Source organism: Xanthomonas euroxanthea (assembly GCF_903989455.1).
GTDB lineage: Bacteria > Pseudomonadota > Gammaproteobacteria > Xanthomonadales > Xanthomonadaceae > Xanthomonas > Xanthomonas euroxanthea.
In genome coordinates this window covers 4,810,758-4,833,790 of the sequence record NZ_LR861803.1, presented here as the reverse complement: position 1 = coordinate 4,833,790, position 23,033 = coordinate 4,810,758, and the positions used below count along the sequence as shown (strand labels likewise).

General features: G+C 68.5%; 16 protein-coding genes and 2 pseudogenes. 10 read left to right on the top strand and 8 right to left on the bottom strand.

The features are described from left to right. Positions 1-80 precede the first annotated feature (80 nt). The 5 genes from H7A86_RS20125 to H7A86_RS20105 form a co-directional block, all read right to left on the bottom strand. Complete coding sequence (locus tag H7A86_RS20125; RefSeq protein ID WP_119132668.1) at positions 81-2,273, bottom strand: FUSC family protein; 2,193 nt, start codon at positions 2,271-2,273, stop codon at positions 81-83. Continuing rightward, complete coding sequence (locus H7A86_RS20120) at positions 2,270-3,730, bottom strand: efflux transporter outer membrane subunit (RefSeq protein WP_119132626.1); 1,461 nt, start codon at positions 3,728-3,730, stop codon at positions 2,270-2,272. The genes H7A86_RS20125 and H7A86_RS20120 overlap by 4 nt, the downstream gene beginning before the upstream one ends. Continuing rightward, on the bottom strand, positions 3,727-4,650 hold the full coding sequence (locus tag H7A86_RS20115) for an efflux RND transporter periplasmic adaptor subunit (RefSeq protein WP_180707968.1): 924 nt from the start codon (positions 4,648-4,650) through the stop codon (positions 3,727-3,729). Before H7A86_RS20115 ends, H7A86_RS20120 begins: the two co-directional genes overlap by 4 nt. Further along, positions 4,647-4,865, bottom strand: a complete 219-nt coding sequence (locus tag H7A86_RS20110; protein WP_024939640.1) for a DUF1656 domain-containing protein — start codon at positions 4,863-4,865, stop codon at positions 4,647-4,649. The genes H7A86_RS20115 and H7A86_RS20110 overlap by 4 nt, the downstream gene beginning before the upstream one ends. A 93-nt stretch (positions 4,866-4,958) precedes the next feature. After that, a complete protein-coding gene (locus H7A86_RS20105; RefSeq protein WP_104586048.1) occupies positions 4,959-5,414 on the bottom strand; it encodes a MarR family winged helix-turn-helix transcriptional regulator in 456 nt (151 codons plus the stop codon). 130 nt (positions 5,415-5,544) lie between these two features. Here H7A86_RS20105 and folE point away from each other — a divergent pair, with 130 nt between their 5' ends. The 5 genes and pseudogenes from folE to H7A86_RS20080 all read left to right on the top strand — a co-directional run bounded on the left by folE (position 5,545) and on the right by H7A86_RS20080 (position 14,985). After that, complete coding sequence (folE, locus tag H7A86_RS20100; RefSeq protein WP_104543982.1) at positions 5,545-6,147, top strand: GTP cyclohydrolase I FolE; 603 nt, start codon at positions 5,545-5,547, stop codon at positions 6,145-6,147. Positions 6,148-6,166: 19 nt separating this feature from the next. Then, on the top strand, positions 6,167-7,636 hold the full coding sequence (locus H7A86_RS20095) for a DUF3375 domain-containing protein (RefSeq protein ID WP_115678171.1): 1,470 nt from the start codon (positions 6,167-6,169) through the stop codon (positions 7,634-7,636). Continuing rightward, positions 7,623-8,324, top strand: a complete 702-nt coding sequence (locus H7A86_RS20090; RefSeq protein WP_119132624.1) for a DUF4194 domain-containing protein — start codon at positions 7,623-7,625, stop codon at positions 8,322-8,324. The genes H7A86_RS20095 and H7A86_RS20090 overlap by 14 nt, the downstream gene beginning before the upstream one ends. A 415-nt stretch (positions 8,325-8,739) precedes the next feature. Continuing rightward, a pseudogene (locus H7A86_RS20085) lies at positions 8,740-12,127 on the top strand (ATP-binding protein); the annotation flags it as partial. Positions 12,128-12,924: 797 nt separating this feature from the next. Beyond that, entirely contained in the window at positions 12,925-14,985 is a 2,061-nt protein-coding gene (locus tag H7A86_RS20080; RefSeq protein ID WP_180707967.1) for a TonB-dependent siderophore receptor, read from the top strand. On the opposite strand, the gene H7A86_RS20075 is transcribed toward H7A86_RS20080, so the two are convergent. Continuing rightward, the gene (locus H7A86_RS20075) at positions 14,982-15,761 is read right to left on the bottom strand and encodes a sulfite exporter TauE/SafE family protein (RefSeq protein WP_180708181.1); all 780 of its coding nucleotides are present in this window, start codon (positions 15,759-15,761) and stop codon (positions 14,982-14,984) included. The two genes, H7A86_RS20080 and H7A86_RS20075, sit on opposite strands and share 4 nt — an antisense overlap. A 199-nt stretch (positions 15,762-15,960) precedes the next feature. Here H7A86_RS20075 and H7A86_RS20070 point away from each other — a divergent pair, with 199 nt between their 5' ends. The 3 genes from H7A86_RS20070 (at position 15,961) to H7A86_RS20060 (ending at position 19,212) form a co-directional block, all read left to right on the top strand. Beyond that, positions 15,961-16,350 carry a YchJ family protein gene (locus tag H7A86_RS20070; protein WP_119132621.1) on the top strand — a complete coding sequence of 130 codons (390 nt, stop codon included), beginning with the start codon at positions 15,961-15,963 and terminating at the stop codon, positions 16,348-16,350. Positions 16,351-16,510: 160 nt separating this feature from the next. Beyond that, positions 16,511-16,717: a hypothetical protein gene (locus H7A86_RS20065; RefSeq protein WP_119132666.1), complete on the top strand. Its 207-nt coding sequence runs from the start codon at positions 16,511-16,513 to the stop codon at positions 16,715-16,717. A 332-nt stretch (positions 16,718-17,049) separates the two neighbouring features. Next, positions 17,050-19,212 carry a lytic murein transglycosylase gene (locus tag H7A86_RS20060; RefSeq protein ID WP_119132620.1) on the top strand — a complete coding sequence of 721 codons (2,163 nt, stop codon included), beginning with the start codon at positions 17,050-17,052 and terminating at the stop codon, positions 19,210-19,212. A 258-nt stretch (positions 19,213-19,470) separates the two neighbouring features. Here the strand turns inward: H7A86_RS20060 and H7A86_RS21115 are convergent. Further along, positions 19,471-19,584, bottom strand: a pseudogene (locus tag H7A86_RS21115) (hypothetical protein); the annotation flags it as partial. A gap of 248 nt (positions 19,585-19,832) precedes the next feature. Beyond that, positions 19,833-20,453: a hypothetical protein gene (locus tag H7A86_RS20050; protein ID WP_119132619.1), complete on the bottom strand. Its 621-nt coding sequence runs from the start codon at positions 20,451-20,453 to the stop codon at positions 19,833-19,835. A gap of 64 nt (positions 20,454-20,517) precedes the next feature. Between H7A86_RS20050 and H7A86_RS20045 the strand changes: the two genes are divergently transcribed. Together H7A86_RS20045 and H7A86_RS20040 are read left to right on the top strand one after the other, a co-directional pair. Further along, positions 20,518-21,273 carry a helix-turn-helix transcriptional regulator gene (locus H7A86_RS20045; protein ID WP_197944239.1) on the top strand — a complete coding sequence of 252 codons (756 nt, stop codon included), beginning with the start codon at positions 20,518-20,520 and terminating at the stop codon, positions 21,271-21,273. Positions 21,274-21,743: 470 nt separating this feature from the next. Further along, positions 21,744-23,009, top strand: coding sequence for a TCR/Tet family MFS transporter (locus tag H7A86_RS20040; protein ID WP_119132617.1), 1,266 nt, complete (start codon positions 21,744-21,746; stop codon positions 23,007-23,009). The last annotated feature ends 24 nt before the right edge of the window (positions 23,010-23,033 follow it).

Below are 23,033 nucleotides of genomic sequence, written 5' to 3'. Positions count from 1 at the left end.
ACCGCAACCCCCGCGCCCCGGCCCGCGCCAGCCGCGCGGGCGCTCCAGGGCACGCGCACCCGTGGCGCGCAGGCAGTGCCTTATCGCCCCGCAGGGAGAGGGGCCAATGGCGGCGCGGTACCGGTGTTTCTCTGGGTGTGCGGCGCCGTCTGCGCAAACAAGCTGTAACGCAGCCCGATCAACCCCAGCAGCGCTTCATCGCGATGCGCACCCGCCGGCACCTTGCCGACGCGCGCCAGCGAGGCATCCAGCCGCGCACGCAAGGCATCCGGCGCAGGCAGCGGGCGTTTGTGCGCGATCTGTTGCCGGTAGTGCGCGGCAACATCGACCAGGATCGCGTCCACCGCCTCGATGCTCGGCTGCGGCAAACCGTGCCGCGCGCTGCGCAGTTGCAGGATGTTCAAGCCCACGCGCACTTCGCTGAGCATGTCCACCGAGGCCAGGTCGCTGCCTTCCGGCGTCAGGGCCAGCCGTGGTGCGAGCAGGCCAAGCAGATCCAGCATACGGGCGGCAAAGTGCTGCCGGTCCTGTGCGCCGCGGCCGTCGGCGGCCTCGGCCAGCGTGCGCCAGCCCTGGCGCACCAGCCGGCGCGCGCTCCATTCGGCACCCACCGAGCGGAACAGCCGCGTCAGCACCACCGCAAATCCAATGCCAAGCACCATCGCCACCGCCGCGTTGACGAAGCTCTGGATATTGGCGTTGTAGGTGTTCTGCAGGCTCAACAGCGCGGTGAGGTTCACCACCAGCGGTAGCGCGATCAGCATGGTCTTTGGGCGGTGCAGCAATGCGCCGATCGGCAGGAACACCGCCGCCAGCACCAGGACCAGCATCGGGAAATCGTGGATGGCCGGGAAGATGCCGAACAGATAGATGCCGGCAACCACGCTGGCCACCACCGCCCAGGCCAGGAACGACAGCATGCTCGGCGCCGGGTCGTCCTGCGCGGCGAAGAACGCGGCGGTCACCGCGGCCATCATCGCGCCGTTGCCGCCGCCTTCCCAGCCGATGCCGATCCACAGCACGCAGTACGCCATCAGCGCGACGCCCGCGCTCAGGGCGGAAAACGCGACCATGCCGAAATCGATATGGCGGCTGCTGCTGGCAGGTACGGGTGCATCGGATCGTGACCAACCCAGGCGCCGTCGCAATGACGCTTGCATGCGCGAACGCGTGGCGGGTGCGCCCTGCACCGCCGCGGCTTGCCCGGGTGATTGGGCCGTTGCAGGCTGTCGCGCAGTTCCCGGCATGGCCCGCAGTACCGGCATCGCCGTGCCGTGCACCACTGCCTGCTGCAGCGCGCGGCAGTCCTGCCACAGGTCGAGCAGCTCTTCCAGCCGCAACAGCAGGCTCGCCAGCAGCAGATGTTCGATGTCCTGATCCACCACCGGGCGCAGGGCGGCGATGCGTGCGCGCAAGGCGTCCACGTCCGCATCGCTGGGTGCGTCCTCGCCCTGGTCCACCCAGGCCGCGACATCCTCCAGCAACGTTGCCGTCTCGGGCGGCAACGCCGACCCATCGCGCTGCAGTGCATCCAGCCGGTCGGCCACCGACGACAGCACCGGCAGCAGCATCAGCATGCGTGCGCGCAGCTGTTCCAGCGTGGGGGCGGTGCCGGCATGGCGCGGGTCGTCGTGGCGCACGAAGGCGATCAGCGCCTCGAACTGCACCAGATCGGCGGCCAGCCGGTTGCGCGGTGCCTGCGCTGGGCCGCGCTGCAGCACCTGCTGGCACCATTGCGCGGCGTCGCGCATCCAGTTGCCGATGCGCCCGGTCAGCATCGGCTTGACCGAGGCGGGGAACACCAGCGCGGCGAACAGCACCGCCATCACCGTGCCCAGGATGATCTCCTCGCTGCGCGCCACCACGGTGTCGAAGATGCCTTCCGGCGCGGTCACCGCCGGGAAGCCGATGAAGGCGGTGGTGTAGCCGGCCAGCAGAAACGCATAGCCGCGCGGGCCGCGATTGAGCAGCGCCAGGAACAGGCAGGCCGACAGCCACAACGCCATCGCCGCACTAAGCAGCAGCGGCGTCTCCACCAGGTTCGGCAGCATCACCAGGGTCGCCGCGCCGGCCAGCAAGGTGCCGAGCACGCGGTACACGCCCTTGGCGCGGGTGGGGCCGAGCAGCGGCTGGGAGACGATGTAGACCGTGGCCATCGCCCAGTACGGCCGCGACAGATTGCCGGCCAGCCCCACGTACAACGCCGCGATCGAGGCGGCGAAGGTCTTGGCCGAAAACAGCCAGGCCTGGCGGTCGCGCAGCAGCGCGCTCATCGCGCGGCCGTGGCGTCGGTGCGGCCGGCGGTCGCTTCCCAACCGCCGCCCAGCGCCAGGAACAGCTGCAGTTGATCCTGCGAGACCTGCGCCTGCGCATTGGCCAGCGTCATGTCGGCGGTGGCCAGCGTGCGCTCGGCATCCAGGCTGGACAGATACGGCGTGCGCCCGCCTTGATACAGGCGCCGGTTCTGCGCCGACGCCAGCTCGGCCTGTTGCTGCGCCTGCTCCAGCAGGTGCAGGCGGTCCAGGTCCTGCGCATAGCGCGACAAGCTGGTCTGCACTTCGCGCAGCGCCTGCAGCACGGTGTGGTCGAACTGCGCCAGCGCCGCGTCGGCGCCGGCCTCGGTGGCGCGCACGCGCGCACGCGCACCGCTGGAGGGCAGCGTCCAGGAGATCAGCGGGCCGAACGACCAGGCATGCGTGGCCGGCTCGCCGACGTCGGCCAGCAGGCCGGTGGCACCGATCGAGCCGCCCAGGCGGATCTCCGGATACAGCTCTGCAGTGGCCACGCCGATGCGCGCGGTGGCTGCCGCCAGCCGGCGTTCGGCCTGGCGCACATCCGGGCGACGCGCCAGCAGCGCGCGGCCGTCGCCGATCGGAATCGGGCGCTGCAAGGCCGGCGCGTGCGCACAGCCGTCCACGCCGGCCGGCACCTCGCCGGGCGTCTTGCCGAGCAGCGCGGCCAGTTGATACCCGGCGGCCTGGCGGCGCGCGCGCAGCGGCGGCAGCGCCGCTTCCAGCATCGCCACCTGTGCGGTGGCGCGGGCCAGGTCGGGCGGGGTGCCACGGCCGGCAGCGATCAGGCGCTGGGTGATGTCGCGGCTGCGCTGCTGCAATTGCAGCGAATGCTCGGCCACGTGCAGCTCGTGGTTGGCGTGGCAGATCTCCACGTAGCTGCCGGCGACCTGCGCGGCCACGTTGACGCGCGCCAGATCGATCGCGGCCTGGGCGACCTGCGTATCGGCCTGCGCGGCCTCGGCGCCGCGTTGCAGCTTGCCGAACAGATCGAACTGATACGACACCCCGAGCTTGCCATCGGCCAGGTTGAACACCGGCAGCTTTTCCTGCTGCAGGAACGCCTCGGCCGAGACCTGCGCGCGGCTGACGCCGGCCTCCACCTCGTAATCGAAACCGCCCGCGTCCAGCGCCTGTTCGTACACCGCGGCGGCGCGGCGCAGGTTGGCACCGGCCACCTTCAACTCGACGTTGTCGCGCAAGGCCTGTTCGATCAGGCGGTCCAGCATCGGGTCCTGATACAGCGCCCACCAGCGTGCCGGCAGCGGCGCGCCGGCCTGCACCTGGGCGTTGCCGGTGTCGACAAACGCCGCGTTGGCGGCCGGGCGCTGGTAGGCCGAATCGTCCGGCACGGCGTAGTTCGGGCCGACCGTGCTGCAAGCGCTCAGGGCGCTCAGCAGTGCGGCCAATCCCACAGGACGCAAGACGCTGCGGTTCATGGCGCGGCCTTGGCCTGCACGCGGGCAGGCGCGCTGGCGGCAGCGTCACGCACGGCGTCCGGCAGGATGCTCACGGTGGCGGTGCGCCCGGCGATCAGCTGCACATGCGCCGGCACCTGGTCCAGCACGATGCGTACCGGGATGCGCTGCGCCAGCCGCACCCAGTCGAACGCCGGGGTGACGTTGGGCAAGGCGCCGGCGCTGCCGCTGCGGTATCGGTCCTCGATCCCGGCGGCGATGCTCTGCACATGCCCGTGCAAGGTGGCCGGCTCGCCCATCAGGTGCACGTCCACGCGCTGGCCGGCATGCACGCCCTGCAGGCGGGTCTCCTCGAAATAGCCATCGACGCGGAACGAGCCGGTATCCAGCACCGCCACCACCGGGCGCCCGGCACTGACGTAATCGCCCACGCGCACGGTGCGGTCGCTGATGTGGCCATCGGCGGGGCTGCGCACCTGGGTGCGGTCCAGATTGAGCTGGGCCAGGTCCACCGCCGCTTGCGCGGTGGCCACCGCCGCCTGCGCCTTTTGCACATTGGAGCGGCGCACCTCGGCATCTTCGGCGGCGACCAGGTCCTGCAGGCTGCGGTCACGCGCGATCTCGCGGCGCAACTGGTTCAAGGTGGCCTGGCGTTCTGCCAGCGCGGCGCGCGCCTGTTCCAGCGCGATCGCATAGCGTGCGCGGTCCACCACGAACAGCAACTGCCCGCGCCGCACCGCCTGGTTGTCGGCCACCGCCACCTGCTCCACCAGCCCGGACACATCCGGCGCCACCTGCACCACATCGGCGCCCACGTGCGCATCGCGCGTCCACGGCGCCTCCATGTAGTAACGCCACAGGTGCTGCAGCACCACCGCAGCCACCACCACCATCGCCAGGGTCAGCAGCGCCGGCCCCGCGGTCTTGATCAGCTTTTTCACGATTGCATCCAACGGGTCAGGGAAAACAGGCCACCCAGCAGCGCGATGTACAGCGCCAGGTTGAACAGCGCCGGGTGCCAGATGTGCCGGTAGGCGCCGGCCCGGGTCAGCAGCGCACCGATGGCGCTGTTGAGCAGGTAGGCCAGCGTCATCAACGCCAGCAAGGTGGGAACGAACACACCGTAGAGACTGAATTCGCCGTACATCGGGCACATCCTGGGAAAGGAAAACAACGACGCCCGGCGCCGCGCGCGCCAGGACATCGGCAAGGCACTACACGCGTCGCAGCACGACGCCTTACAACTGGCTCAGTCGGACCCACTCAGCCGCGCATGCGCCTGCGCGATCTGCTCCCACAGCGTCAGCACCACCTGCACCTGCGCTTCGCTGAGCGTGCCGAACACCTCCGCACGCAGCGCATCCAGGCGGATCTCGATGCGCCCGACCAGCGCCTGGCCTGCGTCGGTGAGCCACAGCTGGTTGGCGCGGCGGTCGCTGCTGTCGGCCTGCCGGCGCACCAATGCCTGCGCGCACAGCTTGTCCAGCAGCCGCACCAGGGAGGGGCCTTCCATGCCCAGTTGCTGGGCCAGCGCCACCTGGCGGATGCCGCCGCCGGAGCGGCCGATCATCAGCAACGGCCCGGTGCAGGCGCTGGACAGCCCGAAGTCGGCAAATGCCTGGTCGGCCAGCCGCTGCCACTGGCGGGCGGCGACCAGCAGGCCGGAGCTGAGCTGGGCACGGGAGGAGAGAACGCTGTTCGTCATAATAGATAGGATGCTATCAATTCAACAATGAATCAATAGTCACTGAACCCGCGCAAGCCAGCGCAACCGCCACTGGGGCGGCCGGCCCGTCCTCGGGTACCATGCTCGCCCCCTTTGGGTGCACCTGCGCATGAGCCAGTCCGACCAGCCCGATTCCCCCGTCACCCAGGCCCAGGCCGAAGATGCCGTGCGCACCCTGCTGCGCTGGGCCGGCGAAGACCCGGCCCGCGAGGGCCTGCTGGATACCCCGCGCCGGGTTGCCGAGGCCTATGGCGACTGGTTCAGCGGCTACCGCGAGGAACCGCGCGAATACCTGGAACGCACCTTCGAGGAAGTGGCCGGCTACGACGAGCTGATCGTGCTGCGCGACATCTCCTACGAAAGCCATTGCGAGCACCACATGGCGCCGATCATCGGCAAGGTGCATGTGGGCTATCTGCCGCGCGGCAAGGTGGTCGGCATCAGCAAGCTGGCGCGCGTGGTGGAAAGCTATGCGCGGCGCTTCCAGGTGCAGGAAAAGATGACCGCGCAGATCGCCCAGTGCATCCAGGACGTGCTGCAGCCGCGCGGCGTCGGCGTGGTGGTGGAAGGCGCGCACGAGTGCATGACCACCCGCGGCATCCACAAGCGCGGCGTCAGCATGGTGACCTCCAAGATGCTGGGCAGCTTCCGCGAGGACGCGCGCACCCGCGCCGAATTCCTGCAGTTCATCGAAGTGGGCGGCAAGCGTTGAGGCAGCCGTCGCCGTCGCCATGAAGCACCAGGCACGCATCGCCGGCTATCGCCAATTGCGCGAGCAGCCGGTGTGGAAACTGCTGGCCGCCGACCACGCGCCGGAGCTGATCGGCCTGCTGCAGACGGTGTTGCTGGACGGCGAACGCCGCCTGCCCGCGGGCGTGCTGCACGAGCGCCTGCAGCGCCAGCTCGACGTGCTGCGCGCCGACGAACTCTCGCGCGAGTTGCCGCGCACCGCGCAGGCCTATCTGGCGCATTGGCTGGCACAGGGCTGGCTGGAACGCCGCCTGCCCGAAGGTGCAGCCGAAGAGGAATACGAGCTGTCGCGCGCGGCCACCCAGGCCATCCGCTTCATCGTCGGCCTGCGCGAGAGCAGCAGCAGCGCCACCGAAAGCCGCCTGTCGCTGGTGATCCAGCAGCTGGTGCAGCTGGCTGGGCAGACCGAAGCCGATCCGGAGCTGCGCCTGGCCGCCTTGCGCGACGAACGTGCGCGCATCGATGCCGAGATCGAACGCGTGGCGTCGGGCCGCGTGGCCGCACTCGACGGCAAGCGCGCGCTGGAGCGCGCCCGCGACCTGATCCATCTCTCCGACGAGCTGGCCGAGGATTTCCATCGCGTCCGCGACGATTTCGAACAACTCAACCGCCAGTTCCGCGAGCGCATCATCGACGACGAAGGCGCGCGCGGCGATGTGCTGGAGCAGCTGTTCAACGGCGTGGACGTGATCGCCGAGAGCGAGGCCGGGCGCACCTTCGAGGCGTTCTGGAGCCTGCTCAACGACACCCAGCAAAGCAGCCAGCTCGATCAGGCGCTGGATGCGCTGCTGGCACGCGGCTTCGCCCGCAAGCTGGACCGGCGCGAGCGCGCCTTCCTGCGGGGGTTGACCGGCACGCTGCTGGAGCGCGGCGGCGAGGTGCACACGGTGATGCAGCACTTCGCGCGCAGCCTGCGCGGTTTCGTGCAGAGCCGCGGCTATCTGGAACAGCGCCGGCTCAATCAATTGCTCAGGCAGGCGCAGGGCGAAGCCCTGCAGCTGCGCGACAGCCTGCACGCCACCGCCGCCACCGGCTACACGCAGGCATTGAGCGCTGCCCGCCTGCGGTCGCTGTCGCAATGGCGCCTGCACGACCCGCGCCTGACCCAGGTCGATGGCCGCGTGCAGGCCGCCGATGCGGCGGACATCTCGCTCGACAGCGTGGGCGACCTGGTCGCGCAATCGGAGATCGACGTGCGCAGCCTGCGCCGCGACCTGCACGAGCTGCTCGGTCAACGCCCGCGCCTGACCATCGGCGATGCGCTGCAGCAGCGCCCGGCCGTGCAGGGCCTGGGCAGCGTGATCGGCTACCTGTCGCTGGGCACCCGCCACGGCGTGGTGATCGACGGACAGATGGAAACGGTGCAATGGGAAGGCGGCGACGGCGCGCTGCGGCGCGCACGCATTCCGCTGGTGTGGTTCACCCGGGAGAAACGCAATGAACTGGTCTGAGGACACCCGCCTGGATGCGGACGAGGACACGGGCGCGTCGGCCGATGCCGGCCGCACGCCGCTGACGGAGACATCGCCTGCACAGCCGCAAGGCGAGCTGTTCCTGGGCGACACCGGCACGCTGCCGTTCGACGCGCGGCGCGCGCTGTGCCAGCTGCTGGCCGGCCCCAGCATCGACGCGCAACGCCACGGTGCGCTGTGGCCTGCGCTGTTGCGCAACGAAGCGCCGATCCGCCAGGTGTTGTGCGAGCTGTTCCTGGAACTGGTGCTGGACCGCGAGGGCGGGGTGGCCTTCACCCGCCAGGCCGATACCGCCGAGCTGGAATCGCCGACCTTGCTGCGCAGCGCGCCGCTGACCTTTATCGAGTCGGTGCTGCTGCTGTTCCTGCGCCAGCAACTGGCCGAGGCCGATACGCGTGGCGAGCGTGCAGTGGTGGACGAGGCACAGCTGGTGGAGGCCTTGTCGGTCTACGAGAAGAACGTGTCCACCGACCGCGCGGGATTCGCGCGACGGGTGATGACGGCGATCGGCAAGATGCGCGACAACCAGTTGCTGTCGCGCCTGCGCGGCAGCGAGGAGCGCTACGAGGTCTCGCCGGTGCTGAAGTTGTTGTTCTCGGCCGAGGACGTGCAGGCCCTGGTGGTGGCGTATCGGGAGTTGCGAGAGGGGGAGGTTGCGCTGGAGTGATGGCGTCTGCACCCCGGACGGCCATCCCTTCTCCCACCGGGAGAAGGTGCCCGAAGGGCGGATGAGGGGACGGCCGATCGCGATGCCTGGATGTGACCTCTGGAGTGTGTGTGTGTAGCCGTGCGTCATGCATTGCGCGATGAAAGTCAGCTCTCACGCCCCGTCCAGCGCAAGTGACTTTCTTCATGGGCGGCACTGAGCCATCAGCTTCCCGCGCATCGGTCAGCACCCGCTCTCGTCACGCATCCGTGTCCATCCAGATCACGCGCCGCGTAGGAGCGGCCAGGCCGCGAAGGGACGTACCCGATCACCGTCAGCCACCGCAGTCCATGCCGTCCAGCAACACCCCGCTTCAAACATGCGTGATGTGATTCGTCTTCAGCGTTACCCGTCATCCCGTTTTGGTGAGTGAGCCATGAATTCCCAGTCCAACCTGTCGCCGGCGCAGCCGGGCGCGTCCCTGTTCACTGATTCGCTTGCCGAGCAGCGCGCGCAGCAGTTCCGTATGCGGCGGTTGCAGGTGCACAACTGGGGCACGTTCAATGGCTTGACCGAGGTACCGATCGCCGAGAAGGGCTTCCTGTTCGTCGGGCGCTCCGGGTCGGGCAAGTCGACCCTGCTGGATGCGATGTCGGCACTGCTGACCCCGCCCAGCATCGTCGACTTCAACGCTGCCGCACGCGAGGCCGAGCGCAGTGGGCGCGATCGCAGCCTGGTGTCGTATGTGCGTGGTGCCTGGGCCGATCAGCAGGACAGCGCCTCGGGCGAAATCGCCACCCAATACCTGCGCAAGGGCGCCACCTGGTCTGCGCTGGTGCTGGAGTACCGCAACGCGCATGGCGAGACGGTCAGCCTGATTCGCCTGTTCTGGATCGCCGGCAGCGGCAATGCCGCGGCCGATGTGCGCCGTCATTACATGGTGGCGCCGCGCAGCTTCGATGTGGCCAGCGAGCTGGATGGCTTCGACCTGGATCTGCGCAAGCTCAAGGCGCGTCTGGGCGAAGAGGTCGCGCATTTCGACGGCTTCGCCGGCTACGCGGAGCGTTTCCGGCATGTGCTGGGCATCGGCAACGAGATGGCGTTGCGGTTGCTGCACAAGACCCAGTCGGCCAAGAACCTGGGCGATCTCAACGTGTTCCTGCGCGGCTTCATGCTGGACGAGCCGCGCACGTTCGAGGCCGCCGACCGGCTGGTGGAAGACTTCGCCGAACTCGATGGCGCCCATCATGCGGTGGTCACCGCACGGCGCCAGGTAGAAACGCTGAGCCCGGCACGCGAACACCATGCGGCACTGATGGCCTTGCGCCACAGCGTCGGCGAGCTGCGCGAGCTGCAGCTGGGCGTGGACAGCTATCGCGAACAGCAGCGTCTGGCCTTGCTGGAGACGCGCCTGCAGGAGCTCGACAGCCAGGACCGTGGATTGGCCGGCGAGGAAGGCCAGCGGCGCGAATCGCTGGACAATCACGAACAGAAACTGGCCGGGCTGGAACGCGAACAACGCGCCGCCGGTGGCGAGCAGATCGAGGAACTGGAGCGCGAGCGCGCACGGGTCGAACGCGAGCGCGACGAGCGTCTGCGGCGGCGCGCGCAGATCGAGCAGGCCTGCCGCCAGCTCGGCACGGCCCTGGCCGCAGGCGCCAGCGGCTTTGCCGCCCAGGTAGAGCATGCCCAGACCGTGCTCGAGAACGGCAAGCACGACGCCAGCGCGCTGGATGAGGCGATTGCCGAGCGCATGGGTGCGCGCCGCGACGACGAGCGGCGCTTTGCCGAGATCCGCGCCGAACTGGAGGCGTTGAAGCGCGCGCCGTCGAGCATGCCGGCACCGATGCAGGCCTTGCGGGCGCGCCTGTGCGAGGACACCGGTATTGCCGAAGCCGCGCTGCCGTTCGTCGGCGAACTGGTGCAGGTGCGCGAGGACCAGGCAGCCTGGCGCGGTGCGATCGAGCGCGTGCTGAGCGGTTTCGCGCAGTCGCTGCTGGTGGATGACCGGCATTACGCGCAGGTCAGCGAGTGGGTCAACCGCACCCACATCGGCACGCGGTTGGTGTACTTCCGGGTACGCCGCAACGATGCGCTGCATGCGCGCACGCCGGATGCGCGTGCATTGCCGGGCAAGCTGCAGCTGCGCGACCATGCCTTCACCGAGTGGCTGCGCAACGAGCTGATGCGCCGCTTCGACTACGAATGCGTCGACAACGCCGCCGCGTTGCGCAATGCCGACCGCGCCATCACCCGCGAAGGGCAGGTCAAGCATCCGGGCGATCGCTATGAGAAGGACGACCGCCACGCGGTCAACGACCGCAAGCGCTGGTTGCTGGGTCACGACAACCGCGACAAGCTCAAGGTGTTCGAGCGCGAAGCGCAGACGCTGGCCCAGCGCATCGCCGGTTGCGATGCCGACGTGGCCGCGCTGCGCAGGCAACGCGAACAGGACCAGGAACGGCAGCTGGCCGCGCACACGCTGGTGGAGCGCGACTGGGACGAGATCGATGTCGGCCCCAAGCTGCAGCGCCTGAGCGATATCGACGAACAGCTGCAGCAGCTGCGCGAAGGCAACAGCGGCCTGCGCGCACTTGGCCAGGCGATCGAGACCGCACGCACCTTGCGCGACCAGGCCAAGCGCACCTACGAGGACGTGCGGCTGGAGCGCGCGCAGCTGGCGCGCGAGCGGGTCCGGCTCGAACAGCAGCACGCCGCCTGCGCCAGCCGTGCCGGCACCGCCGCGCTCACGCCCACCCAGCTGCAGGGCCTGCGCGAACGCCTGGCGGCGCTGGCACCGCTGTCGCTGGACAACCTGGAAGCGCATTTCCGCGTGGTCGAGCGTGGCCTGGCCGAGCAACTGGCCGAGAGCCAGGGCCGCGACAGCCGGCTCAGCGCGCAGCTGCTCGATTGCTTCCGCAAGTACTGCCAGCAGTGGCCGGAAGACAGCGGCGATTTCACCGTGAGCCTGGCCAGTGCCGACGATTTCCTCGCGCGGCTGGACCGGCTGGAAAGCGATGGCCTGCCGCGCCACGAGCACCGCTTCTTCGACCTGCTGCAGACCCAGAGCAAGAACAATCTGCTCGCCCTGCAGCGCCACACCGCCGAGGCCCACAAGGGCATCAAGCAGCGCATGGACGAGGTCAACGCCAGCCTGGAGCAGGTGCCGTTCAATCGCGGCACGCTGCTGACCATCGAGGTCAGCGACCGTCGCCTGAGCGAGGTGCAGGACTTCCAGCAACAGTTGCGTGCGGTGCTGTCGCATCAACAGACCGAAGACCGCGCACTGGCCGAAGCGCAGTTTTCCACCTTGCGCGCATTGGTGGCACGCCTGGGCGCGCAGGAACCGGACGCACGCCGCTGGCGCGAGCAGGTGCTGGACGTGCGCCTGCATGTGGAATTCATCGGTGTCGAACTGGACGTACAGACCCGGGCGCAGGTGGAGATCTACCGCAGCGGCGCCGGCAAGTCCGGCGGTCAACGCCAGAAGCTGGCAACCACCTGCCTGGCCGCTGCGTTGCGCTACCAGCTCGGCGGCGAAGACGGCGAACTGCCGCGCTATTGCGCCGTGGTGCTGGACGAGGCCTTCGACAAGGCCGACAACGAATTCACTGCGCTGGCAATGAACATCTTCGAGAACTTCGGGTTCCAGATGGTGGTGGCCACGCCATTGAAGTCAGTGATGACGCTGGAGCCCTTCATCGGCGGTGCCTGCTTCGTGGAAATCAGCGGCCGGCACAACTCCGGCGTGCTGTTGATCGAATACGACGCGCAGGCGCAGCGACTCCAGTTGCCCGAGCGCTCGCGTGGGGACGAGGCTGGTGCAGCGGTGACGGAGCAGGCGGTGGTTACTGCGCAGCCCGAGGATGTAGCGCGTTCGACGCAGAGCCAGACGCAGATAGACGGCTCCGGTGCGGATTCTGGCGATGAGGGTGTGCCACTTCAGGAAGCCCCTGCGCAGGACGACCTGGCCGCCAAGGCGAGCAAACGCGCCAGCAAGGTCACGCCGGCATCGGCGCCGGCGGTGCAAGCCGCGCCGACGTCTTCGAAAACTGCGGCGTCCAGCGAACGTGCGGGATCACCCCGGTCGGCGTCTGCAAAGACCGCAGCGGCCAAGGCCGCCTCAGCCAAACCTGCCTCAGCCCGGCGTGCCTCGCCTGCCGCGAGCACGCCGCGCAAGCCGGCAACCCCCACCAAAGCCGCCAAGACGCCGGCAACCACCAGGGCGGCCTCCCGGCGCACGAGCGCATCCGTCCAGCCGACCACCAAGCCTGCGAAAACCGCGACGACCACGGCAGCGCCGAAGACGCCTGCTTCCAGGCCCGCGGTAGCGAGCAAACGCGCCAGCACGGCGCTGCGTGGCGTAACCAAGGCAACCGCTGCCAGGCCCGCGCCAGCCAAAACGGCAGTGGCCAAGGCGCGCCCTGCGCCAACGCGCGGGTCTGCGGGCAAGCCGCGCGGAAAACGCTGAGCGCAACACCTGGATGCCTGCGTCGCCGCATTGCGGTCGCAGGCGTCGCGGGGCAGGCGCATCGCAAGGCGTCACACGCAGATAAGAATCGTTATCATTAGCGGCCCGGATGTGCTCGCCAGTGTGCGCATCGCCCCGCTGAAGATCCCGATGACCCCACTGCCTGCGCCTCGCCACCTGTTGTTCGTGTCCCTGTTTGCTGCATTGCCGGCCTCCGCCCAGGAGGCCAGCCTGCTCGATGCCATCGTGGTCAGCGAAAAGCGCGCCCTGTACCGGCCGGAAAAGGCCGCCGGCGCCACCCGCACGCAGACGCCGGTGGAGCGCATTCCGCAGGCGATCCAGGTGGTGCCGCGCTCGGTGATCGACGAACAGCAACTCACCCGGCTGGTGGATGTGGTGGCCAATGTCTCCAACGTGCAGCCCGGCGGCACCCAGGGCAATCGCTCGGAAACCTTCGTCATCCGCGGTTTCGAGGCGTCTTCGTATGCGGTCGACGGCATCCTGCTCAACCCGGCGCAGAACTTCACCGAGACCGTGCGCGATCTGGCCAATGTCGCCCAGGTGGAAGTGCTCAAGGGCCCGGCGGCGGTGCTGTACGGGCGCGGCGAACCCGGCGGGGTGATCAATCTGGTCACGCTGCGCCCGGACGCGGTGTTCGGCGGCAATGCATCGGTGCAGGTGGCCGAACACGGCCTGCGCCGCGTGCAGTCCAGCGTCACCGGCCCGCTGGGCTCGACCGTGTCGGCACGGCTCAGCGCCGCCGCGCAGGAGACCGGCAGCTTCCGGGACGCGCAGGCCGATGGCGATCGCGTGTTCGTCTCGCCTTCGTTGGCGTGGCGGCCGTCCGCGCAGCTGCGGGCCGACCTGGATCTGGAATACACCCGCCAGACCAGCCCGGGCGATCGCGGCCTGGTCGCCATCGATGGGGTGGTGCGTGGGCCGGCACAGCGCAGCTTCGGCGAGCCGTGGTCGCGCAATCACGGCAGCGCGACCACGGCACGCGGCCGCATCGAGTACGACGCCACCGACTGGCTGACGCTGCGCCAGATCCTCAATCACCAGGACGGCGACAGCGGCCGCGACGTGGCCGACTTCACCGGCTTCAGCGCCGACCGCGCCTTTTTGCAGCGCCGCGCCGTGCGCCAGGACCAGCAGGTGCGCGCCACGACCTCGCAGACCGAAGCGCTGGCGCATTTTGCCACCGGCCCGCTGCGCCATCAGGTGCTGGCCGGTGCCGAATACGTCGATGCGCATCGCCACACCGACGAAGCGCGCGCGCCGCTGGCCCGCATCAGCGTGCGCACTCCGGTGCAGGGCGCCTTGCCGGGCACCTATGTGCCGGCCCGCGACATCGACGTCGATGCGCGCTATGCCGCGCTGTACCTGCAGGACCAGATCAGCATCGGCGAGCGCTGGGACGTGCTGGCCGGCGTGCGCTGGGACGATGTGCAGCAGACCACTATCGACAACGGCGCGCGCACCCGCGAGGACGGCCGACGCGCCTCGCCGCGCATCGGCGTGGTGTGGAAGGCGGCGCCGCAGCTGTCGCTGTACGCCAACACCTCCACCTCGTTTCGCCCACGCAGCGCCTCGCTGTTTTCCGGCGGCAGCGCGCCACCGGAGACCGGCCGCCAGTACGAGGTCGGCCTGAAGGGCGCGCTGTTGGACAACCGGGTGCTCGCCACCGCCGCCGCGTTCCAGATCACCAAGGACAACGTCGCCAGCAACGATCCGGACAACAGCGGCTTCGTGCTGGTCACCGGTCAGCAACGCGTGCGCGGGCTGGAGCTGGACATCACCGGCGAGCTCACCCAGAACTGGCGCCTGATCCTGGGCGCCGGCTATCTGGACGCGCAGGTCACCCGCGACACCGTCATCCCGGTCGGCAACCGCCTGCGCGGCGTGCCGCGCGTCAGTGCCAGCCTGTGGAGCACCTACCACGTCGCCAGCGGGCCGCTGTACGGCCTGACATTGGGCGCCGGTGCGGTGCATGTGGGCGAGCGCGAAGGCAATCTCGCCAACAGTTACCGCATTGCCGGCTACACGCGCTTCGATGCCTCGGCGGCGTATCGCTTCGGTGGCCGTTATCAGTTGGCGCTGATGCTGCGCAATGTCGCCAACCGGTTCTACATCGAGCAGCCGGTGACGCAGACCACCAACTATCCAGGCGCGCCGCGCACCTTGTCGGCGACGCTGAGCGTGGATTTCTAAACGCCGTGCAGCAGATCCCAGCCCATCTTGCCGATCAGCACGATCACCAGCACCAGGAACAAGGTGCGGATCAGCGGCGTGCCGCCGCGTAGTGCCATCCGTGTGCCGGCGACCGCACCGGCCACGTTGGCCACCGCCATCGGAATGCCGATCGCCAGCATCACCTGGCCGCTGGGCAGGAAGAACGACAGCGCCGCCAGGTTGGTGGCCAGGTTCACCACCTTGGCCGCGGCCGAGGCGCGCAGAAAGTCCAGTCCGAAAAAGCGGATGAACAGGAAGATCAGGAAACTGCCGGTGCCGGGGCCGAAGAACCCGTCGTAGAACCCGATCGCCGCGCCCATCACCAATGCAGTTGCCAGTTCGCGCCGGCCGATCTGGCGTGGGCGATGCAGCGCACCGAAGTCCTTCTTGATCAGCGTGTAGATCAGCATCGCGATCAGCAGCGCCAGGATCAGCGGCCGCACTGCCTGCCTGGGCATCAGGCTGACTGCGGTCGCGCCGAGAAACGAGAACGTGAACGCCGCCACCATGGCGTACCGCACCGGCCGCCACGGAAAGCGCACGTTGCGCGCATAGCGCCAGGCCGATGCAGCGGTGCCGAACATCGCACTGAACTTGTTGGTGCCCAGAATCAGCGACGGCGCCTGCTGCGGCAGGGTCGCAAACAATCCCGGCAGCTGGATCAAGCCACCGCCGCCGACCGCCGCATCCACCAGCCCGGCGACGAAGGCGATGCACAGCAGCCACGGCAACTCGGTGGGGATCAGGTCCAGCAAGGCGGCACTCCGCACGACGGGGGCGACAGCATAGCCGCCGCACCTCGCGGCGTAATCCCACAGCAAGGGTGGGGAGTGGGGCGCAAGCAAGCGGCCTTCAAAAGCCCCTCTCCCCCCGGGAGAGGGGTTGGGGTGAGGGTACGGGAGCCAAGCACCGGCTTCCTCCCCAATCCCCAATCCCTTCCCGCACAATTGCCCGATGCCGACCTCCATTCCCACCGATCCCTGTCCCTGCGGCCGCGCCGCCGACTACGCGCAGTGCTGCGGGCAATACCACGCCGGCGCGGCCGCACCCGACGCCGAAACCCTGATGCGTGCGCGCTACAGCGCCTACGTCCGCCGTGATGTGGCATACCTGCTCGCCAGCTGGCATCCGTCCACGCGCCCACCCGCGTTGTCGCTGGACGAGGGCGGCCGCACCACCTGGCTCGGCCTGACCGTGCAACGCGCCCTCGTCACCGGCACCGACACGGCCGAGGTGGCGTTTCTGGCCCGCTACCGCATCGGCGGCGGCAGTGCGGTGCGCATGACCGAACACAGCCGCTTCGTGCGCGAAGACGGCCAGTGGTATTACCTCGACGCGCGCTGAGCAGGCGCAGGCCTGGATGCGTCTTGCGCCCTGGCCGCAGGCCGTGAAGCCGTTCAGCCCGACGAACGGCACGGACCGGCACGCTTTGTCGACGCCACGTTCGCAGCCGATCCCGGAAGCTTGCCACCTCGGCGGAGCGCGCCGCGGGGCAGACACGATCATGGCAACCTTCAATCTCTGGCAGTGGGTGCTTGCGGCCATCGTGGTGTTTGCGATCGTGCTGCCGGCCTGCCTGGCCACTGCACTGATCTGGTTCGGTCCCCGCCACGACGCCCCGCGCAGGACCCGTGCCCGTCGTGTGTCCGACGCCAGCCCCTCCAGCCCGGCCTTGTCGCTGCTGACCGGCATCACCGGCGACGGCAGCTAGGCGCGGCGATCGACGCCGCTGGGCTGGCGCAGCGCATCCACCAGGCGCGCCGGTTCGGCATCTCGCCTCGGCACGCGACATCGCTCGCTGGAAGGTCATCACCTCATCCGGTCATCCAGCGGCTTGGTGGCGCGCATCGGCCTGGAAAGCGTGCGGCGCACAGTGACCCCGGCACGTTGCCACCAGCGAGCGCAGCGCACGCTGACGCGGCGACATCGCGACAATCGCCACCTGCACGCCTGCAACCAGCCAGGTTGGCTATCCTCGTCGGCTCAACTTGCCGCAGGAGCGCTCCACCGCATGACCTCCGTCCACACGCCGGCCACCGCGCCGTGACGCCGTCCCGGCGCGTCCTGCCGGCGCTGTTGGCGCTGCTGCCGCTGATCGCCTGCGCCGATCCGGCGTTCGACCGCTGCTTGGCCGGCCTGCAGACCCAGGCCGCCGCCAAGGGCGTGCAGGCCGCCGACTTCCAGCGTTTCACCGCCGGCCTGGCGCCCGATCCCAGCGTGTTGCCGCTGCTCGATGCCCAGCCCGAATTCACCACCCCGATCTGGGACTACCTCGCCAGCCTGGTCGACAGCCAGCGCGTGGCCGACGGCCGGGCGATGCTGGTCACCCATCGCGACCTGCTCACGCGTCTGTCCGAACGGACCGGCGTCGATCCGGCCACCATCGTGGCGGTCTGGGGCGTGGAGAGCGACTACGGCCGCGTCACCGGCAAGCGCCCGCTGCTGGTCTCGCTGGCCACGCTGTCGTGCGCCGGCCGCCGCCAGCCGTTTTTCCGTGGCGAATTTCTCGCCTTGCTCGGCCTGCTGCAGCAAGGCGACCTGTCGCCGGATGGCTTGACCGGCTCCTGGGCCGGTGCCTTCGGGCAGACCCAGTTCATGCCCTCGACCTATGCCCGCATCGCGGTGGATGGCGACGGCGACGGCCGCCGCGACCTGGTCGCCAGCATTCCCGACGCGCTGGCCTCCACCGCCAACTACCTGGTCAAGGCCGGCTGGGAGCGCGCCCGTCCCTGGGGCATGGAAGTGCGCCTGCCGGCCGGCTTCGACGCCAGCAAGGCCGGCCGCACCCGGCGCCAGCCGCTGCAGGCCTGGCAGAAAGCAGGGCTGCTCGGCACCGACGGCAAGGCCCTGGCGCCGACCGGTCTGCCCGCCGATGCCCCGGCCGCCCTGTTGCTGCCGGCCGGAGCCACCGGCCCGGCGTTCCTGGTGTTCCGCAACTACGACGCGATCTACGCCTACAACGCCGCCGAAAGCTATGCGCTGTCGATCGCCTTGCTCGCCGATCGCCTGCGCGGCGGCCCCGGCCTGGTCGCCGCCTGGCCCACCGACGACCCCGGCCTGGGCCGCCCCGAACGGCGCGAACTGCAGCAATTGCTGCTGGCCCGCGGCCACCTGATCGGCGAGGCCGACGGCATGATCGGCACCGCCAGCCGGCGCGCCATCCAGGTCGAACAGACCCGCCTGGGCCTGCAGCCGGCCGACGGCCGCCCCGGCCAACGCATCCTCACCGCCCTGCGCGCCGCCCCGCCGGCGGCCGGCGCGGCCGCTGTCCGCGCCACCGCGTTCACGCTGCCGGCCGCGTACCCCGCATTTGCCCAATCCCCCATCGTCCAGAAGGCACCTCCCATGTCCGACCTCACCGGCCTGCGCACAGGCGATTTCCACGGTTTCCCCTCGCTGTTGATCGACACCCCGTTCTCCACCGCGGCCATCAGTCTGTTCGGCGGCCAGCTGCTGTCGTTCGTGCCCAAGGGCGGGCAGGACGTGATGTGGCTGTCGCCCACCGCCAAGCAGCCGCCCACCCCGATCCGCGGCGGCGCCCCGGTGTGCTGGCCATACTTCGGCCGCCAGGACCAGACCGGCGAGGTCCCCGCGCACGGCTTCGTGCGCACCGTGCCCTGGCAGCTCACCGAGAGCCGGCGCGAGGACGACGGCACGCTGGTGCTCACGCTGACCCCGCCCAGTTTCGATGACCTGGCGCTGCGCCTGCGCATGACCCTGCGCATCGGCCGCACCCTCGAACAACGCCTGATCACCGAGAACACCAGCCCGGCCCCGGTGCGCTTCACCCAGGCACTGCACAACTATTTCCGCGTCGGCGACGCGCTCACCGTCAGCGTGCAGGGCCTGGACGGGCTGGACTACCTGGACAAGTACGAGAACTACGCCACCGCCCACCGCCAGCAAGGCGACTGGAGCCTGCGCGATCCGCGCGACCCCGGCCGCAGCGACCGCATCTACACTAACGCCGGCGGCCGCTACACCCTGACCGACCCGGTGCTCGGCCGCCGCATCGTCATCGCCACCCAGGGCAGCCGCTCGCTGGTGGCCTGGAACCCGGGCGAAGAAGCCGCCGCCAAGATGGCCGACGTGGGCGATGGCTGGCGTGACTACGTCTGCCTGGAAGCGGCAAACGCCGGCCCGGACGTCATCGAACTTGCCCCCGGCGCCAGCCACACGCTGACCCAGACTATTAGCGTCGAGTAAGCGCAGCCACGGCCTCCCGGTCGCGCAGGACCCACGCTGCCTTGCAGGACAATGAAGAGCCCCGCGCTGCGTCCAAGGCAGTAAGCGACTCCCTTCTCCCATCGGGAGAAGGTGCCCGAAGGGCGGATGAGGGGACGCCCGCCCATGGCGCTGGATAACACCAGGGCTTCTATCTGCGGGTAGCTCCGGCGGGACTGACCCGTCGCCGCCTTTCACACCGGGATGCTGGCGAAGCTGTCCTTTGATGCCGGAGATCCGGATTTCGAAGAATTCATCCAGATTGGCGCCGACGATGCAGACGAAACGCAGGCGTTCCAGCAGGGACGTGCGCGGATCTTCGGCTTGCGCCAGTACCCGTTCCTTGAATCTCAACGGGGCAAGATCGCGGTTCAGGAACAATTTTTTTCGGCGGGCTTGCGCGCAGCCATCTGCGCGACGCTCGGGCGCGGAGGTGCAACGCGCGCGGCGAGTACGTATTTTTGCTTCAGCATGATGACGCAGCTATGGCAGTGCGTCGACTTTCTGTAGAGCTTTTCCAAGCCGATCCTCGATCTGCTGGCTCCCACAGACGGACGGACCCGCCTAACGATCGTCAGGCATGGTCCGAACGTGGCATGCGCTTAGGTCAACCGATCCCAGAATTCAAGTCGGACCGAGTCGGAAGCAATCAGATTCAGATAGTCGACGCAGGCAGGGTGAAATGGGCCTTGCCCCCACTTTCCGCACAGCGCACGTGCCCGCTCGGCGCTGTCAGCCAGCACCACGTCGGCAAACAGCTGCTTGTCGGCGTCGCTGCGCATCACCATGTGCATCTGAAACCCTGGCTCTCCGTCGTAGAGGTCTGCCGCCATCTGTCGCGCAGCCTTGGCGAGCGTGTGTTCATCAACATTCGGGCGCAGTCGGAACAACGAGAACTCGATGCCACCCGGGCTGTCCGACATATTGCGATGCGACAGGATTGGCGTCCCCAACGCGGGCCTCGCATCGACATGCATCAACGCGAAATAGTCCAGGCACGCGACGTTCTCCGCCGCATCAACCATTGCCGCGCTGGCCGCATCATGCGACTGCCAGACGATCTGGTCGGCATAACGGCCTTGGCCCAGCACCAGCAATTGGCGAGACACATAGCCCGCTTGTGCGGCTAAAAACCCCTGTTGCATCCGGGCTGCGGCTTGCAGCAACTCGGTTTCCGAAATTCCCGATTTCAGGCCGAACTCGGCCCATTCGACAACGCGCATGTCATGTCTCCATTGGATTGAACATGGAGACCGATCTTCCGCATATAACTGCCATAAAATGACAGTGAATCAATCCATTTCTGCCCTGATGACCATGCTCCCCTTGCACGCACGCTTATCCCGTCTCGAGGCGCTGACTCAGCGTCTGTCCGATGGCGCGACACACCATGTGGCGGCGCTGGCCGAAGAACTTGGGGTCAGCCAACGCACGCTGGCGCGAGATCTGGCATTGCTGCGCGAACAGGGCTGGGCGCTTGAAGGCGCATCAGGGCGTGGCGGAGGTATTCGCGTGGCGCATCGCTGGTCATCGGGCCGCGTCACGCTGCGCGGGGACGATGCGCTCGAATTGCTCGTCGCCCTGGCGCTGTCGGAAGCCTTGGAGCTGTCACCTGGAAATCGCCATGATGCCCTGCGCCGCCAATTCGCCCACTGTTTTGCACCCGCCGATCGGGAGGATATCGCCCGGCTGCGCCAACGCGTACGTGTGGCGTCGCCGGTGTCCACCGACATCCAGAAATCACATCGCACCTCCGTGCCACAGGTGCGTGGCTGTGTGTATGACGGCTTCATCAAGCAGACGAACCTGTCACTGCGCTATGCAGACGCACAGGGGCAGTCAAGCGAACGCATCGTCGAACCTCAGTGTCTGCTGCTGGCTTGGCCGTTCTGGTACGTGCTTGTCTGGGACGTGCAGCGCGAAGCCATTCGGACATTCCGCTTGGACCGCATCATGGATGCGCGCCCACTCGAACAACGCTTCGCGCTGCGGGCGCCATCGATTTTTTGGGCCACATGTGACGAAATCGGCGTGGTGCTTTGAGCGGCGCGACGAAAACAGCGCTCATCGGGCAGCCCAGCTTCGGATCGAGCCGACAGCAAAAATTGCTAAGGCCGGCGCCATGCCGGGCCCAGCCCTCGAACCGCCATGTCACGGCGGCAGTCTGAATCGCGAGATCAATGCTTCCCCGGCCACTGCAAGCAAGATTTCTACTGCAGCATCGGACATTGGATGCTCACGCATATCAAGCGTTCAGCGTGCCCTGCGCTTCCAGGATGCGCGGATCTGCTTCTTCACGATTTTCCGTAACCCGACTTCGGCATGGTTTTCCGGTACACGAAATAACGCGGCCACCTGTACTTGGCGATACGGTCGCCGATGAAGGCCAGCAGCTCTTCCATTGGTCACGGTGCAGCCATGCTTACACACAATCACCGCCATACCGTCTTGCCCATACCCATACCCAGCGCCTGGCTCGCTACACTGGTCCCTTCGCCCCACTGCGCAGCGCGATGTCCCTCCCAGCAGATTCCGCTCCCGCCACGGGCCGGCGCCGCGCCGCGCTGATCTTCATCTTCATCACCGTGCTGATCGACGTGCTGTCCTTCGGCGTGATCATTCCGGTGCTGCCGGATCTGGTGCGCCAGTTCACCGGGGGCGACTACGCCGTCGCGGCCGGCTGGATCGGCTGGTTCGGTTTCCTGTTCGCCGCCATCCAGTTCGTCTGCTCGCCGCTGCAGGGCACCCTGTCCGACCGCTACGGCCGCCGCCCGGTGATCCTGCTCTCGTGCCTGGGGCTGGGCCTGGATTTCATCCTGATGGCGGTCGCCCATTCCCTACCGATGCTGCTGCTGGCGCGGGTGATCTCCGGGGTGTGCTCGGCCAGCTTCTCCACCGCCAATGCCTACATCGCCGACGTCACCCCGGCCGACAAACGCGCCGGCGCGTTCGGCATGCTTGGCGCGGCATTCGGTATCGGGTTTGTCGCCGGCCCGTTGATCGGCGGCTGGCTGGGCAGCATCGGCCTGCGCTGGCCGTTCTGGTTTGCCGCCGGGCTGGCGCTGTTGAACGTGCTGTATGGCTGGTTCGTACTACCCGAATCGTTGCCTGCCGAACGCCGCACGCCACGCCTGGACTGGTCCCATGCCAACCCGCTGGGCGCGCTCACGTTGCTGCGCCGTTATCCGCAGGTACTCGGCCTGGCCTCGGTGGTGTTCCTGGCCAACCTGGCGCACTACGTCTATCCCAGCATCTTCGTGCTGTTCGCCGGGTATCAGTATCACTGGGGCCCGCGCGAGGTGAGTTGGGTGCTGGCCGGCGTCGGCGTATGCAGCATCATCGTCAATGCGCTGCTGGTCGGCCGGCTGGTGCGTTGGCTGGGCGAACGCCGTGCGCTGCTGCTGGGCCTGGGCTGCGGGGTGGTCGGTTTCGTCATCTACGGCCTGGCCGACAGCGGCGCCGCGTTCCTGGTCGGCGTGCCGATCAGCGCGTTCTGGGCGATCGCCGCACCGGCCGCGCAGGCCCTGATCACCCGCGAAGTCGGCGCGGATGCGCAGGGCCGCGTGCAAGGCGCGCTGACCAGCCTGGTCAGCCTGGCCGGCATCGCCGGTCCGTTGCTGTTTGCCAATGTGTTCGCCTGGTTCATCGGCCGCGGCGCACCGCTGCATCTGCCTGGCGCCCCGTGGTTGCTGGCGGGTCTCCTGCTGGCCGCAGGCTGGGTCATGGCCTGGAAGCGGGCAGGGCGGGGCGCCGGCGTGGCCCCCGCCGTCCAAGGCTGATGCCAACCTATTCAGCTTGTGCTC